Raw genomic sequence first — 13,911 nt, forward strand, 5'->3', positions numbered from 1 at the left:
GCGGTGGCGCGGCTCGTCCAAGCGCTCCACGCAGCGGCAGCGGTGCCAGCACTGGCACCCCGCCAGCCAAGCGCAGCGGCCCGCGCAACGGTGCTCCACGTGACGGCCAGGCCCGTCGTGAAGAGCCACGCAACCGTCGTCCAGCGCGTGACGATCAACCGGTACGCCAGGAACCTGCGGTTCAAGGTCCGCGCGACAAGCAGCCGAAGATCATGCACAAGGAGTCCAAAAGCGATCGCTTCCCGACACCTGAGCAGCTCGATCAACTGCCAAGCCGTCCACGTGGCGAAAAACCAGCGTTGCTGACCCGCAATCGCTGATTTACCGCGGCAATAAAAAACGCCCCCGATCGCAAGATAGGGGGCGTTTTTGTTTAAGCGGCAAACGTTATTTCGCTTTGACACCTTCGAACGAGATGTACAGTTCGGCCAAATCGGACTGCGGGCCCAGGTCCTTCATCGGGCCGAAATCAGTGCGTTTGATGCTGGTGGTGCCTTCGAAGCCGGCACGGTAGCCGCCCCATGGATCCTTGCCTTCACCCAGGAAGGTGGCCTTGACCACGATTGGCTTGGTCACGCCGTTCAGGGTCAGGTTGCCCGTCACGTCGGCAGTGTCTTTACCAGCAGCGTTTTTACCGGTGGATTTGACGCCGGTGGAGACGAACTTGGCGTCGGCGTACTTGCCCACATCCAGGAAGTCTTTGCTGGCGATGTGCTTGTCACGTTCAGCGTGGTTGGTGAACACGCTGGCGGTGCGCACATTGAACTCGATCTTGCTGTCTTCAGGCTTGGCGGCGTCGAAGCTGAACGTGCCGTCCAGGTCCTTGAAGGTACCGGTGATGTAGCTGTAACCCAGGTGGCTGATCTTGAAGTCAACGAAGGCGTGCTGGCCTTCCTTGTCGACGACGTAGTTAGCCGCCATCGCCTGACCGGCTGACAACAGTGCAGTACCGATTGCCAGAGTGGCGAGAGTCTTTTTCAACATGCTTTCTATTCCTTTGGAGTCGAGGTTGAACATCAGGCTTTGCGCCCCAGCATTCGCGTAAGGGTCGCGTCACGATCTATAAAGTGGTGTTTCAAGGCAGCCAAGGCATGCACACCGGAAAAGATCACCAATGTCCAGGCCAGGTAAAAGTGCACCGCACCTGCCACATCTGCCTGTTCCGGTAGTCCGGAAATCAATGCAGGGATTTCAAACAGGCCAAACACCGGAATCCCGACACCGTCTGCGGTGGAAATCAGGTAACCGGATATCATCACAACGAACAGACCGAGATAGAGAAAAGCATGGCCGAAACTGGCACCGAACCGGGTCCGGCGGCCATGGTTGGACGGCGCTGGCGGCGGCGGGCTGATAAAACGCCACAGCAGCCGCAGCAACATGATCGCGAACAACGTCAGACCGATGCTCTTGTGCAGGTCCGGTGCATCTTTGCGCCAGGTGTCGTAGTAGTCGAGGCCGACCATCCACAAGCCAAGCGCAAACAGACCGAAGACCGCAAGAGCCACGCCCCAGTGCAAAAAGATGCTGACCCACCCATAGCGGGAGGAAGAGTTACGTAACTGCATTGCCAAAATCCTGTAAGAACAGCGCCCAAGACTAACGACTTACCTATCGATATAAAGCGCAAATTTTCGCTTTGAAATATCGAGAAATACGATCAAGAGTCTGAAGTGGGCTGGTTAAGGAAAGATTAACGACAAAATTGGGGCGGAATATGAAGCGGTGTCCTGGGCCGCTCCGAATATTTGTGGCGAGGGAGCTTGCTCCCGCTCGATCGCGAAGCGATCGCAAGTTGGCCGGCTGGTTGTGTCAGGTAAAACGCGATTGCAGGTTCTACGACTGCTACGCCCGAGCGCGGACCGGCCGGCGGGAGCAAGCGCCCTCGCCACAGGTTCGACGCTCGGCTCAATATCAGGGTTGGATCAAGAAGAGCGCGGCATGGACGCAGCGCTCTGGTGAGGGTTATTGCACCTTGACGTCAGTTGCGGCTGGAGACTTGGCTGCAACTTTTTTCACCGGCTCCACTTTAGCCGGCGCTTTCTTCGCTACAGGCTTGGCCGGGGCCTTTTTGGCTTCGGTTTTCACCACCGGTTTTTTCACCGGCTGAGCTTTGGCCGGGGCTTTTTTCACCGGTTCGGCTTTCGCTGGCAGCAAAGGTTTCGGCGCTTCAACCGGTGCGGGCGCAACTGGCTCCGGAGTTGGCGCTGGAGCGGCTTGCGGAGCAGGTGCCGGCGGTTTGGCCGGGGCCTTTTCCGTAGCACCAAACATCCGCGAGAAGAAGCCAGGCTTGGCGTCTTGTGCTTTGCTCTCGGCTTTTGCCGGTTCAGGTTTCTTGTCGACCGTTTTATCGGACGAGCCACCGAACATATTGGAGAAGAAATTCCCCTGGCTGGCTTTCGCCGCGCCAGCCGCTGCGACTGCAGCCACCGGAAGCACTTTTGCCGGCTCAAAGGATTTGCCTGCCGCCAGGTCTTCAACCTGGCTGGCCGCACGCTGACCGGTGCGTAACGCACCTTCCAGAGTGCCTGGGTACAAGGTGTCGGTATGCTCGCCAGCAAAGACTACGCGTTGCATCGGACGCTCCCACAGGCGCCAGTACTTGCTGATCTGGCCGGGGCCGAAGGCCAGGTAAGCACCACCAGTCGACGGGTCGGTGCTGTAACGACGGATTTCATAACCGGTAAACGCACCACGGGCCTGTGGATAAAACGCGTGCAGCCGGATCAGTACCTGATCGGCCATCTGTTTGTCGCCGAACGCTTGCAGGATCCGCGCATTGTCGCCAGACAGGTTGATCACCACGTTGGCGCCACCTTTGAGGGCCGGTTCGACCCAGAGCATGCCCAGGCCAGTGTTGCTGAAAATTTCACCGGACATCCGTGCCTTGCTTTCCCAGACCGGGGTACTGAACTTCAGCATGATCTGGTCGCGCCAACCGTAGTTGGTGCCCTTGATCGCTTTCTGATGCAACGCATCGAGCGACGGCGTCATCTGGATCTTGCCCAAGGCCCGCAACGGCACCGCCAGCACCACGTAGTCGGCCTGGTAGCCAACGCTACCGACCTTGACCGTGACGCCTTCCTTTTCCTGGATAATCGCTGAAACCGGCGAGCTGGTCTTGATGGTTTTCAGTTGCTTGACGAAGGCCTGGGCCAGCACCGGGCTGCCCCCGAGCAAACGTGAAGCCCGCAGATCGCGATCGGCAATGCCACGGTAGACCCGGCTCTGCTGCGCGAAGTACAGCAGCGACAAACGCGATGGTTCGTCATAACGGGTGCGAATCTGCTGATTGACCAGCTGACGCGCAGTAGCTGGCAATTGCAGGCGATCCAGCCAATTGGCAACGTTGATCTGGTCAAGTGCGAACAGTGTGCTGTTGGCCGCCGGGTTCAGCGGGTCATCAATCGAGCGCGCCAGATCATCCACGGTTGTTTCATAGCGCTTGAGCGCCTCGGCGGTGGCTGGCTGTTTCACCGCCAGATCGGCGGCGCTGAAGTAGGTACCGTCGATCAAGTAACCTGGGGTACGGACGAACTCCGGCGCTGGCGTAGTGCCCAGCTGGAAAGTCTCGACGTACTTGTTCAGGACCGGCTGGGTCTTGCTGTTGCCGATCCATTCACTGGTGGCCATGCCCGAGCGCCCGCCCATGCCCGACTTGGCTTCCAGCAGCGTGACCTGCCAGCCTTTGTTCTGCAGCTCGTAAGCCGCGGTCAGGCCCGACAGTCCACCACCGATCACTATCGCCGTCGGTTGTTTGTCCTTTGCCAGCGCCGAGACGCTGAACAGTCCTATCATCACCAGCGCACAGGCGCGCAGCCAACTACCAGCAGACATTTCCGCGAACTCCAGAAAAAAAACGAGAAAGTGTCGGATTATCAAGGCCGAGCACTCAAAGGGCCGCGAAGAATACGTCAGGCGCCACACGCCCGCCAGCGGCGTCTACTACCCACTTCAGAGTAGCTGAAACTACACAATGGGTTGTCCCGGCGTCATGCATTGCATAGGCTTGCGCGATTGTATGTCCGCGCATGTCGAGGACCGTCTCGAGGAGAGTGAAAATGGGCCTGAATAATCAGTGGATGCAGCGCGATCTCGCGGTTTTGTGGCATCCCTGCACCCAGATGAAAGATCACGAACAACTGCCGCTGATCCCGATCAAGCGCGGTGAAGGTGTGTGGCTGGAAGATTTCGAAGGCAAACGCTACCTCGATGCGGTCAGTTCCTGGTGGGTCAACGTGTTCGGCCACGCGAATCCGCGGATAAATCAACGCATCAAGGATCAGGTCGACCAGCTTGAGCATGTGATTCTGGCCGGGTTCAGCCATCAACCGGTGATTGAGTTGTCGGAACGCCTGGTGAAGATGACCCCGGAAGGCCTGACTCGGTGCTTCTATGCCGATAACGGCTCGTCCTGCATCGAAGTCGCGCTGAAAATGAGCTTTCACTACTGGCTCAACCGCGGCCAGCCGAACAAGAAGCGCTTCGTCACCCTGACCAACAGTTACCACGGCGAAACCATGGCCGCGATGTCGGTCGGTGATGTGCCGCTGTTTACCGAGACCTACAAAGCGCTGCTGCTCGACACCATCAAAGTGCCAAGCCCGGACTGTTACCTGCGCCCGGAAGGCATGAGCTGGGAAGAACACTCACGCAACATGTTCGTCGCCATGGAACAGACCCTGGCCGAGAACCATGACAGCGTCGCGGCGGTGATCGTCGAGCCGCTGATCCAGGGCGCTGGCGGTATGCGCATGTACCACCCGGTGTACCTGCAATTGCTGCGCGCAGCCTGCGACCGCTACGGTGTGCACCTGATTCATGACGAAATCGCTGTGGGCTTCGGCCGTACCGGGACGATGTTCGCCTGTGAACAGGCCGGCATTCGCCCGGACTTCCTCTGCCTGTCCAAAGCCCTGACCGGCGGTTATCTGCCGCTCGCCGCCTGCGTGACCACCGAGGATGTCTACAGCGCCTTCTACGACGACTACCCGACCCTGCGCGCCTTCCTGCATTCCCACAGCTACACAGGGAACCCACTGGCCTGTGCGGCGGCATTGGCGACCCTGGATATCTTCGAACAAGACAACGTGATCGAGAACAACAAGGCCCTCGCCCAGCGTATGGCCACGTCCACCGCGCACCTGGTCGATCACCCGCATGTATCGGAAGTGCGTCAGACCGGCATGGTGCTGGCCATCGAGATGGTTCAGGACAAAGCCAGCAAGACCGCTTATCCGTGGCAGGAACGACGCGGCCTCAAGGTGTTCCAGCATGCGCTGGAGCGCGGCGCCTTGCTGCGGCCATTGGGCAGCGTGGTGTATTTCCTGCCGCCCTATGTGATTACTCCGGAGCAGATCGACTTCCTTGCCGAAGTGGCCAGTGAAGGGATTGACATCGCCACCCGCAGTGACATCCAAGTGGCGGTCCCGGCTAATTTTCATCCGGATTTTCGTGATCCGGGCTAAGGTCCGACTCCGAGCCCAGTGGCGAGGGGGCTTGCCCCCGTTGGGGCGCGAAGCGGCCCTAAAACCGACTGATGCACTTCTACAGATAAAACGCATTGGCAGGTTTTACGACTGCTTCGCAGCCGAACGGGGGCAAGCCCCCTCGCCACAGCAAGCTCCCTCGCCACAAATGCTCTCCAAACCAAGTTCTTCGCCACACATTCGATTTTCAACAGAGATCCAAGATGAGACTGTCCCGCTTCTTTATCGACACCCCTTTGAGCCTCGGCGAGCACGAACTGCCGGAGGCCCAGGCGCATTACATCAGCCGAGTGCTGCGCATGGCCGAAGGCGATGCGCTGCAGGTGTTCGACGGCTCAGGTTTTGAGTTTCGCGGCAAGTTGTTGGAAGTCGGCAAGAAGCGCGTAGTGGTCCAGCTGGATGAAACCTTCGCCGGGCAGATTGAATCACCGCTGCAGATTCATCTGGGCCAGGGTTTGTCCCGTGGCGAGCGGATGGATTGGGCGATTCAGAAAGCCACGGAACTGGGGGTTACCGAGATCACTCCGATCTTCAGTGACCGCTGCGAAGTTCGCCTCAAGGATGAACGTGCCGACAAGCGTCTGATGCACTGGCGCCAGGTTGCCATCAGCGCGTGCGAGCAATGTGGGCGTTCGCGGGTGCCGGTTATTCATCCGCCGCTGTTGCTGGCCGATTGGCTGAAACAGGCCGAAGCCGAATTGAAGCTGGTACTGCACCCGGTGGCCGAGCCGCTCATCAGCCACGCCAAACCGGCAACACTGGCGTTCCTGATCGGCCCGGAGGGCGGGTTGTCCGACGCTGAAGTCGATCAGGCCCAAGGCGCCGGGTTCGAGCCCGCCCGCCTCGGCCCGCGGGTGTTGCGGACCGAGACCGCGCCGGTGGTGGCATTGGCGGTGGCCCAGCAGTTGTGGGGTGATTTCTAACCGCACTATTGTTGATTTGCGGTGACGGGGAAAAGATCGCAGCCTGCGGCAGCTCCTACGGATTTGAGTTCGCTCGCTATCGGGGGTTGAGCCGGCTGGCGCAGCCTGCGATCTTTTTGTCGGGTTATTGCACTGGATCACTCACTGGCTTGGCGATGATTGCCTTCAGCTCGCTGGTCATCGGGAATTCCAGGTTCAGCCCCTTGGGCGGGATGGGCTGTTCGAACCAGCGTTGGTAGATGCCGTTGATTTCACCCGAGCCGTACAGATCCGCCAGCGTTTCATTGACCAAAGCCAGGAACTGCGGATCATCCTTGCGCACCATGCAGCTGTAGATTTCCCGCGACTGTTCTTCCCCTACCACCACCCATTTATGCGGATCGCGGGCTTTGGCACGCTCGCCATACAACAGTGCGTCATCCATATAAAACGCTGCGGCCCGGCCGGTTTCCAGCATCTGGAAGGCTTCGCCGTGATCCTTGGCGCTGATCACGAACATGTCGATCTTGTGCTCGACGTTGTAGTTCTTGAGGAAACGTTCGTTGGTGGTGCCAGCGGTGGTCACCACGTTCTTGCCGCGCAAGTCGGCAAAGCGCTTGATGCCACTGTCTTTGGCAGTCAGCAGCTGGCCTTTGACATAGATAAACCCATAGGAAAACGCCACCTGCTTCTGCCGCTCGGCAGTGACGCCGGTGGAGCCGCATTCCAGGTCGACGGTGCCGTTCTGCACCAGCGGGATGCGCGTCTGCGAGGTCACCAGGTTGTACTTGACCTTGAGCTGCGGCAGCTCGAGTTTGTGCTTGATCCGCTCGACGACTTTGCTCGCCAGGTCCACCGAATAGCCCATCGGCTGGCCAGAGTTGTCACCCACATAGGAAAACGGCACCGATGCATCGCGGTAGCCCAGCGTGATGCTTTTGGCATTGGCAATCTTGTTCAGCGCTCCCGCAAGTGGCGCCTCGGTGGCCTGCAGTTGGGTGCTGAGCAGGAGGCCCAGGGTGCAGCCGATCAACGTGATTTTTTGCATTGTTATTCTCCGTTGTGGGTGTGGGGTTTAGCGGCGAGTTGCGATGACAGTGATTTCCACCAGGATTTCCGGCCGCGCCAGTTCGGCTTGCACAGTAGTGCGAGTGGGCGCCTGGCCGGGCGATAACCAGGCCGACCAAACCTCATTCATCGGGGCGAAATCATTCTGGATGTCTTTCAGGTAAATGGTCGCACTGAGCAAATGATCCTTGTCGCTCCCCGCCTCGGCCAGCAGGAGGTCGATCTTTTCCAGCACCTCGCGCGTCTGGCCAGAGACCTCGGGGCTTGCACCCGGGACCTGGCCGGAAAGAAATACCAGGTCTGCGAAGGTCACGGCAGCTGAGAGTCGGCTGTTGCTGTTGGTTCGATTGATGGTCATGGGATTTTCCTTCTGCGGGATAGGTGTCAGGCGGCATGGGGCGCAAGGCCCTGCATGTCGATCGAGGTACTGCGTTGGCCAATCATTTCACTGAGCAGCCGGGCGCTGCCACTGGCCAAGGTGAAGCCCAGCGCGCCATGACCCAGGTTAAGCCAAAGGTTGCGATAGACACTGGCGCCGATCAGCGGCACGCCGCTGGGGGTGGCCGGGCGCATGCCGGCCCATTCAATGGCAGCGTCGTAGTCCCCGGCATTCGGGAAGGTGGCACAGGCCTGGCGTTTCATCAGCGCCAGACGTTTGGGATCAACCGCTGGATCGAACCCGACGATGTCCACCATCGCCGCTATCCGCAATTGCTCGCCGATGCGGGCATAAACCATCTTGCGGTCGTAATCGGTGATGCTGATGTCCGGCGCGCGATGTTGCGCACCAATCGGCACGGTGAGGCTGTAACCCTTGAGCGGATAAAGCGGCACCTGCACGCCCGGCAGCGCCAGTGCCGGACTGCGATGACCGGCGGCGATCACCAGTTGCTCGACCGGCAGGACTTCGCCACCCATTTCGATAGCCTGCACCGCGCCGTTGCCATGACGAATGCCCGTCACCGTACGACCCAGTAGAAATTCGCAGCGACCGGAAGTCTTGAGCTTCGTCGCCAGTTGCTGGCAGAAAGCGTGACAGTCACCGACCTCTTCGTCAGGGGTGTAGATCGCGCCGACAAAGGGCGAGTCGGCCAGGGTGGGCTCCAACTGTGCGCAGTCGGCCTGAGACAAAACTTGCTGGTGCCGGGTATCGGCCAGGTTGTGCCGGGCATGGGCAAAACTGCCCGACTGGCGGAAGGTCACCAACTTGCCGTTGCGCCGCCAGTTGAAGCCATCGAGGTGATCTTCTTCACGCCAGCATTGCAGCGTGCTCTGGCTCAACAAGGCCAGCCGCAGCAGATGGCCAGCGTTCCTGCGGTTCACTGAAGTGCGGCACGCGCCTAGGAACGACGCCATCCAGCGCCATTGTGCCGGGTCGAAACGCGGGCGCAGCTTTAACGGCGAATCACCGCGCAACATCCAGCCGATCGCCTGCAAGGGCACGCCGGCATCCGCCAGCGGCGCGACGTAGCGATAGGAAAGTTGGCCGCCATTGGCGAAACTGGTTTCGCTGCCCAGCGAGTCCCGCGCCTCGACCAGGGTCACCTCAAAACCGTCGCGAACCAGCGCGTAGGCCGTTGCCAAGCCGATTACGCCACCTCCGATGATGCAAACCCGCTGAGCCATGTCAGTCCTTAGCCGCCATTGATACGAGCTTCAGATTAGGACCAGGTGACAGGCGCGGAACAATGAATAAAGATGCGCTAACCATAAACAAAGGTTATGGACTTGCCATGCGATTGCGACATATCGAGATCTTTCAGGCCATCCGCCAGACCGGCTCGGTCAGCGGCGCGGCGCAACTGCTGCACGTCTCGCAGCCAGCAGTGACCAAGGTCCTGCAGCACGCCGAGCTGCAATTGGGCTTCCCGTTGTTCCTGCGAGTGCGCGGCAAACTGCAAGCCACCCCCGAGGCGCTGGAGCTGGAGCGCGAGGTCGACAAGGTCACCGAAAGCCTGCAGGGCGTACGGCGCCTGGCCCAGAGCCTGCGCCGCGACCCGGGCCACAGCTTGCGCATAGGTGCCACCCCGGCGCTGGCCTTGTCGCTGCTGCCACCGACGATCAGCGAATGGACCCGGCGTTACCCGGACATCGTCTGCGAGCTGTCCAGCGCCCACAGTCGCGAACTGGTGCAGAACCTGTTGATGCGCGAGATTGATGTCGCCCTCAGCCTGCAGCCGCCGGATCACCCAGGACTCAAAGCGCAGGCGTTGGCTCATGGCGTGCTGGTGGTGTTGGCGCCCATCGATTACTGGGCTGACGAGAGCAAGGGCAAACCGTTGCCGTTGATGGAGCTGGCGAATGCGCCGTTGATTGGCTTGTCCAGTGCCGATCCGCTGTCGGCGAAACTCGACAGCTACCTGAAAGCCGTCGAACCGCCACCGCGGATCAGCATTGCCGTGCAGACTTATTCACTGGCCAGGGCCATGGTCGAATCCGGCGCAGGGCTGGCGGTGATCGATCCGTTCACCGCCCTCGGCGCCTCGCCCGCCACCACCGCTATCCGCCCGCTGGCTCCGGCGCTGCCGATCAGCCTGTACGCCGTGACCCGCGCCAATGAAGCGCCTGCACACACCCTGAGCAGTCTGCTGGCGATTTTCAGCAGCCGGGCTCAGGAGCAGTTGGATCGGTTGATGGATAAGGGTTGATCGCGGGGCCTGCTACACGATCGTAGCCTGCGGCAGCTCCTACGGGATGTGCGTTTCGCCAATGACATTGGAGAATCGGCGTAGGAGCTGCCGAAGGCTCGGGCCGCCGATCTTTTCTCTCACAACACATAAAACAGGATCGCCACGAAATGCAGCAAACTCCCGGCGATGACGAACAAATGCCAGATCCCATGGGCATGACGCAAGCGACTGTCGAGGGCGAAGAAAATAATACCCACGGTGTACAACACCCCGCCCGACGCCAGCCAGGCAAAACCGGCCGTGCCCAGCGCCGCCAGCAACGGCTTGACCGCCACCAGCACGATCCAGCCCATCACCGCGTAGATCACGATCGATAGAATCCGCGCCTCGGAGCGCGGCTTGATCTCTTGCAGGATACCGATGATCGCCAGGCCCCAGACAATACCGAACAAGGTCCAGCCCCAAGGGCCACGCAAGGTAACCAGACAGAATGGCGTATAACTCCCGGCGATCAGTAGATAGATCGAAAAATGATCGACCTTTTGCATGATGGTTTTCTTGCGCCCCTGCACGCTGTGATACACCGTCGAGGCGCTATACAACACCAGCAAGGTGAAACCATAAATCGCCACGCTGACAATCTTCCAGGGGCTACCGTCCAGACTGGCAACCACCAGCAACCAGACTGTCCCGATACACGCCGCGACCGCACCCACCAGATGCGTCCAGGCGTTGAATCTTTCCCCGTGATACATGCGCCACTCTCCTCGAAACTCGTTACAACATCGTATACACACATTCCCCGTAGGAGCTGCCGCAGGCTGCGATCTTTTGATCTTCAGCGCCAGAGAGGTCGCTAAAAGATCGCAGCCTGCGGCAGCTCCTACAAAAGCACACACCAGGCTCCCACTAGTTGGGCACAATCAACTCATTCGAATAAGAGTCCGCGCCATGCTGATCGATGAAGAGTTGACCCTGAAAAAGCTCGAGGTATTCCTGGCCTTCATGCGCACCGGCAACCTGGCGCGGGCAGCGGTTGAGTTGCAGACCAGCAACGTCAGCGTGCATCGGGCCATCCACTCCCTGGAAAGCGCCTTGCGCTGCCCGCTGTTCAAACATGAAGGGCGCAACCTGACGCCACTGGAAAGCGCCTATGTGCTGGAAGAGCGCGCCCAGAAACTGATCCAGGACGTGGTCGAAACCGTGCGTCTGACCCGCGAAGCCGCCGGATTCTCCGCAGAGCGTTTCAAGCTGGGCTCGTTGTATTCACTGACGGTCAAGACCGTGCCACAACTGATCATGGGTCTGAAAATCCGCAGCAGCGAGTTGAATATCGACCTGATTCTCGGCTCAAATATCGATCAGAACATCCGGTTGGAACGTAGCGAGCCGTCGCGTCCGGTGAAGAACACGTCCGGCCGCGCGGCGATGTAGTTCTCCATCCCCAGCTCAGTGCCGAAGCAATGCACACTCTCGACCCAGCCGCTTTCGATGGCCGGAATCAGGGTGGGATGGGGGTTGAGGGTCCAGTTGCGGCAGATTTTGCCCTTGAGCCCGAGGGACTCGCCGTAGGTCGGCAGGATCAACTCGATGGCCGCCGTGTCGAAGCCGATGCCATGGTTGAGCGACTGAACGTTGTGCTTCTCGTAGATGCCGCGGATCGCCATCATCGCCATCAACACATGCACCGGTTTGATGTGCCGTGGATCACGGGTGAACAGCGGTTCGATGTAGAACGGCTTGTCGGCCACCACCACGAAGTCGACCCAGGAGGCGGGAATGTCCACGCGGGGCAACTCGCTAACGTCATCCACCAACTGGTTGACCTGGACAATCACGATGCCATCGCTGAAGGCTGCGGGTTCGATCAGCGCCGGGGTGTCTTCGGTGCTCGGCCCGGTGTAGATATTGCCCGCGCGGTCGGCCATGAATCCGGCCGAAAGCACCACGTTGGGAATCAAGTCCACCACCAGCCGGGCATAGAGTTCGATGTAGGTGTGGATCGCGCCGATTTCCAACAGACCGTCTTCGAGCAACTGGCTGATGCGCAGGCTTTGGGTACCGGCGAAAGAGAAATCCAGCTTGCGGGCGATGCCGCGTTCGAACAGGTCCAGATGCTCGGACCGGCCAACGCTCGGCATGATCATGTGCAAATCGTGCAGCTTTGCCGGATCAGCCTTGGCCAGGGAGCGGGAAAGGAAGTCCGCCTGCTTCTGGTTATTGTCTTCAAGCACCACCCGGTCGCCGGGCATAATCAATGCTTCCAGCGCCGCGATAATCTTGTCGGTCGGCAACACCACACCATCGGCGAGACCCCGCACCAGTTCGAGGCGACGCTGCTTCTCGTTGCGCCGCCGCGTCCAGCGCGAGTCGGGGGATATTATTGTTGTCATGCTCACTCCACGGGTTCGCTGTCGTGGAGCTACCTTAGGAGCGAATGATGGGGTGCATCAATCAAGCAAAGAAGCGGATTGTTACGGTCAGGGTAATGAATTGCCCCCTGTGGCGAGGGAGCTTGCTCCCGCTCGGCCGCGTAGCGGTCGTAGTCGGTTCATGGGGCTTGCCTGAAAAAATGTGCTGCGACTTTTTTGGGACCGCTTCGCAGTCCAGCGGGAGCAAGCTCCCTCGCCACATTTGAGTGGTTCGACTGGAGATCTACGTTGGCTGTTTGGCCGTCATCGCGCGGTGTTGAGATTGCCCCGAGCCAGCCTTCATGCACACAATCCAATTCAAAGCCTGTTCATCACCTGTTGCACACGGACCAACAACTGCGAGGTGTTTTCAAGCAGCTGCGCAAGTAACGCCTCGTCCTCATCCATATAACCTTCATATTCCGCCAGATTGCGCCGTTCATGGCACAAGGCGAATAATCGGACCTGAATTTTATCCACATCGGCGGTATGGATCAGACACTGAAACACCAGATAACGCTTATCGGAGCGATAGCCGCACAATCGCAAGGCAGTCAATGCAATGGCATGGGCGGCGTTATAAGCCAGATCAAAACGACTGGCAAAGGAGAGTTGTGTTGCTTGCGCATCTTTCAAGCGGTCCATGGCCGAACGCATCAGCCCTTCACACTCCTTGCGATCGGACGGCTCGGCTTTCAGGCCGCCGCTATGTAGAAGATTCTCCAGGCTTGCGTTGCTGCCCATCCTTGGACTCCAGAGGGTTTTCACCCATCAGATTGATCTTGTCCTGTTGCGCTACCCGCTGAACGAAACTGTTACCGGCCGCCAGTTTGTTCGCCCAGTCTTCAGGGGTGTAGAGCGTCGGGTTGAGGGGACGGCCTAACTGCTCTTCCATTGGCATCAACCGCTCCATCACTTCACTGTAGTGCAGCCCTGTACCGATCAGCATCAGATCTATGTCACTGGATGCGTTCGCCTGATCCTTGGCGATGGAGCCATAGACAAATGCCCATGTCAGTTGAGCTGCAAAGGGTGCCAACGCCATGCGCAGAGGTTCGGCAATACCGAAGGTTTTACGGGTAATGCCGAGCAGTTCCTGATAGATCGAGCAATCGGGATTGGCTTGATAGTGGGTCTGGTTGCCCTGGCGCTTCATGATTAGCACGCCCGCCAACTGCAACCGCTCCAACTCGCGCATGAGGCTGCCTTTGCCAACCTGAGCCCAGCGAGCGATTTGATTGGCATAAAAGCTTTGGTCGGGTTTGCCAAAGAGCAAACCCAAGACTTTTTGCTGGGTTGAGGTAAATAACGCGTCGCTAAGAGACAGGCTTTGCACGGTCACAACCAATGAGTCCCAAAAAGGGAACGATAGGTCCCTTTTTGGGACTTATCAAGTTTTCAGGCGTTTCCT

The 13,911-nt window shown here is 59.2% G+C and carries 12 protein-coding genes and 3 pseudogenes; 5 read left to right on the forward strand and 10 right to left on the reverse strand.

Annotated features, from left to right (window positions below):
- Positions 1-320 (forward strand): annotated as a pseudogene (locus tag F8N85_RS29655) (DEAD/DEAH box helicase); the annotation flags it as partial.
- 67 nt (positions 321-387) lie between these two features.
- Here F8N85_RS29655 and F8N85_RS29660 read toward each other — a convergent pair.
- The 3 genes from F8N85_RS29660 to F8N85_RS29670 all read right to left on the reverse strand — a co-directional run bounded on the left by F8N85_RS29660 (position 388) and on the right by F8N85_RS29670 (position 3,837).
- Complete coding sequence (locus tag F8N85_RS29660; RefSeq protein WP_150807014.1) at positions 388-984, reverse strand: YceI family protein; 597 nt, start codon at positions 982-984, stop codon at positions 388-390.
- Between the two features lie 32 nt (positions 985-1,016).
- Complete coding sequence (locus F8N85_RS29665) at positions 1,017-1,568, reverse strand: cytochrome b (RefSeq protein ID WP_150807015.1); 552 nt, start codon at positions 1,566-1,568, stop codon at positions 1,017-1,019.
- Positions 1,569-1,965: 397 nt separating this feature from the next.
- Positions 1,966-3,837 carry an FAD-dependent oxidoreductase gene (locus F8N85_RS29670; RefSeq protein WP_150807016.1) on the reverse strand — a complete coding sequence of 624 codons (1,872 nt, stop codon included), beginning with the start codon at positions 3,835-3,837 and terminating at the stop codon, positions 1,966-1,968.
- Between the two features lie 224 nt (positions 3,838-4,061).
- Between F8N85_RS29670 and F8N85_RS29675 the strand changes: the two genes are divergently transcribed.
- Complete coding sequence (locus F8N85_RS29675; protein WP_150807017.1) at positions 4,062-5,468, forward strand: adenosylmethionine--8-amino-7-oxononanoate transaminase; 1,407 nt, start codon at positions 4,062-4,064, stop codon at positions 5,466-5,468.
- Between the two features lie 224 nt (positions 5,469-5,692).
- The gene (locus F8N85_RS29685) at positions 5,693-6,412 is read left to right on the forward strand and encodes a 16S rRNA (uracil(1498)-N(3))-methyltransferase (protein WP_150807018.1); all 720 of its coding nucleotides are present in this window, start codon (positions 5,693-5,695) and stop codon (positions 6,410-6,412) included.
- A 124-nt stretch (positions 6,413-6,536) separates the two neighbouring features.
- Here the strand turns inward: F8N85_RS29685 and F8N85_RS29690 are convergent, their stop codons facing one another.
- From F8N85_RS29690 to F8N85_RS29700, 3 genes are read right to left on the reverse strand one after another with little or no spacing between them, the layout of a single operon-like run.
- Positions 6,537-7,439 carry a transporter substrate-binding domain-containing protein gene (locus F8N85_RS29690; protein WP_150807019.1) on the reverse strand — a complete coding sequence of 301 codons (903 nt, stop codon included), beginning with the start codon at positions 7,437-7,439 and terminating at the stop codon, positions 6,537-6,539.
- A gap of 27 nt (positions 7,440-7,466) precedes the next feature.
- A complete protein-coding gene (locus F8N85_RS29695) occupies positions 7,467-7,817 on the reverse strand; it encodes a RidA family protein (protein WP_150807020.1) in 351 nt (116 codons plus the stop codon).
- A 26-nt stretch (positions 7,818-7,843) separates the two neighbouring features.
- Positions 7,844-9,085, reverse strand: a complete 1,242-nt coding sequence (locus tag F8N85_RS29700) for a D-amino acid dehydrogenase (RefSeq protein WP_150807021.1) — start codon at positions 9,083-9,085, stop codon at positions 7,844-7,846.
- 107 nt (positions 9,086-9,192) lie between these two features.
- On the opposite strand from F8N85_RS29700, the gene F8N85_RS29705 reads away from it, so the two are divergent.
- Positions 9,193-10,107 carry a LysR family transcriptional regulator gene (locus F8N85_RS29705; protein WP_150807022.1) on the forward strand — a complete coding sequence of 305 codons (915 nt, stop codon included), beginning with the start codon at positions 9,193-9,195 and terminating at the stop codon, positions 10,105-10,107.
- A gap of 119 nt (positions 10,108-10,226) precedes the next feature.
- Here the strand turns inward: F8N85_RS29705 and trhA are convergent, their stop codons facing one another.
- Complete coding sequence (gene trhA, locus F8N85_RS29710; RefSeq protein WP_150807023.1) at positions 10,227-10,844, reverse strand: PAQR family membrane homeostasis protein TrhA; 618 nt, start codon at positions 10,842-10,844, stop codon at positions 10,227-10,229.
- A 196-nt stretch (positions 10,845-11,040) separates the two neighbouring features.
- On the opposite strand from trhA, the pseudogene F8N85_RS29715 reads away from it, so the two are divergent.
- A pseudogene (locus tag F8N85_RS29715) lies at positions 11,041-11,478 on the forward strand (LysR family transcriptional regulator); the annotation flags it as partial.
- Here F8N85_RS29715 and F8N85_RS29720 read toward each other — a convergent pair.
- The 3 genes and pseudogenes from F8N85_RS29720 to F8N85_RS29730 all read right to left on the reverse strand — a co-directional run.
- Positions 11,454-12,482, reverse strand: a pseudogene (locus F8N85_RS29720) (malonate decarboxylase subunit alpha); the annotation flags it as partial. The pseudogenes F8N85_RS29715 and F8N85_RS29720 overlap by 25 nt on opposite strands.
- A gap of 336 nt (positions 12,483-12,818) precedes the next feature.
- Entirely contained in the window at positions 12,819-13,244 is a 426-nt protein-coding gene (locus tag F8N85_RS29725; protein ID WP_150807024.1) for a hypothetical protein, read from the reverse strand.
- Positions 13,207-13,836 carry a nucleotidyltransferase domain-containing protein gene (locus F8N85_RS29730; RefSeq protein ID WP_150807052.1) on the reverse strand — a complete coding sequence of 210 codons (630 nt, stop codon included), beginning with the start codon at positions 13,834-13,836 and terminating at the stop codon, positions 13,207-13,209. Before F8N85_RS29730 ends, F8N85_RS29725 begins: the two co-directional genes overlap by 38 nt.
- Positions 13,837-13,911: the final 75 nt, after the last annotated feature.

The sequence above is a fragment of the Pseudomonas fluorescens genome (assembly GCF_902497875.1).
GTDB classification, from domain to species: Bacteria; Pseudomonadota; Gammaproteobacteria; order Pseudomonadales; family Pseudomonadaceae; genus Aquipseudomonas; species Aquipseudomonas fluorescens_BR.

Bases quoted from the DNA above. Each gene is read 5' to 3' on its own strand.
- F8N85_RS29700 (WP_150807021.1), bottom strand. From the start codon at position 9,085: ATGGCTCAGCGGGTTTGCATCATCGGAGGTGGCGTAATCGGCTTGGCA.
- F8N85_RS29665 (WP_150807015.1), bottom strand. From the start codon at position 1,568: ATGCAGTTACGTAACTCTTCCTCCCGCTATGGGTGGGTCAGCATCTTT.
- F8N85_RS29705 (WP_150807022.1), top strand. From the start codon at position 9,193: ATGCGATTGCGACATATCGAGATCTTTCAGGCCATCCGCCAGACCGGC.
- F8N85_RS29660 (WP_150807014.1), bottom strand. From the start codon at position 984: ATGTTGAAAAAGACTCTCGCCACTCTGGCAATCGGTACTGCACTGTTG.
- F8N85_RS29725 (WP_150807024.1), bottom strand. From the start codon at position 13,244: ATGGGCAGCAACGCAAGCCTGGAGAATCTTCTACATAGCGGCGGCCTG.
- F8N85_RS29685 (WP_150807018.1), top strand. From the start codon at position 5,693: ATGAGACTGTCCCGCTTCTTTATCGACACCCCTTTGAGCCTCGGCGAG.
- trhA (WP_150807023.1), bottom strand. From the start codon at position 10,844: ATGTATCACGGGGAAAGATTCAACGCCTGGACGCATCTGGTGGGTGCG.
- F8N85_RS29675 (WP_150807017.1), top strand. From the start codon at position 4,062: ATGGGCCTGAATAATCAGTGGATGCAGCGCGATCTCGCGGTTTTGTGG.
- F8N85_RS29690 (WP_150807019.1), bottom strand. From the start codon at position 7,439: ATGCAAAAAATCACGTTGATCGGCTGCACCCTGGGCCTCCTGCTCAGC.
- F8N85_RS29670 (WP_150807016.1), bottom strand. From the start codon at position 3,837: ATGTCTGCTGGTAGTTGGCTGCGCGCCTGTGCGCTGGTGATGATAGGA.
- F8N85_RS29695 (WP_150807020.1), bottom strand. From the start codon at position 7,817: ATGACCATCAATCGAACCAACAGCAACAGCCGACTCTCAGCTGCCGTG.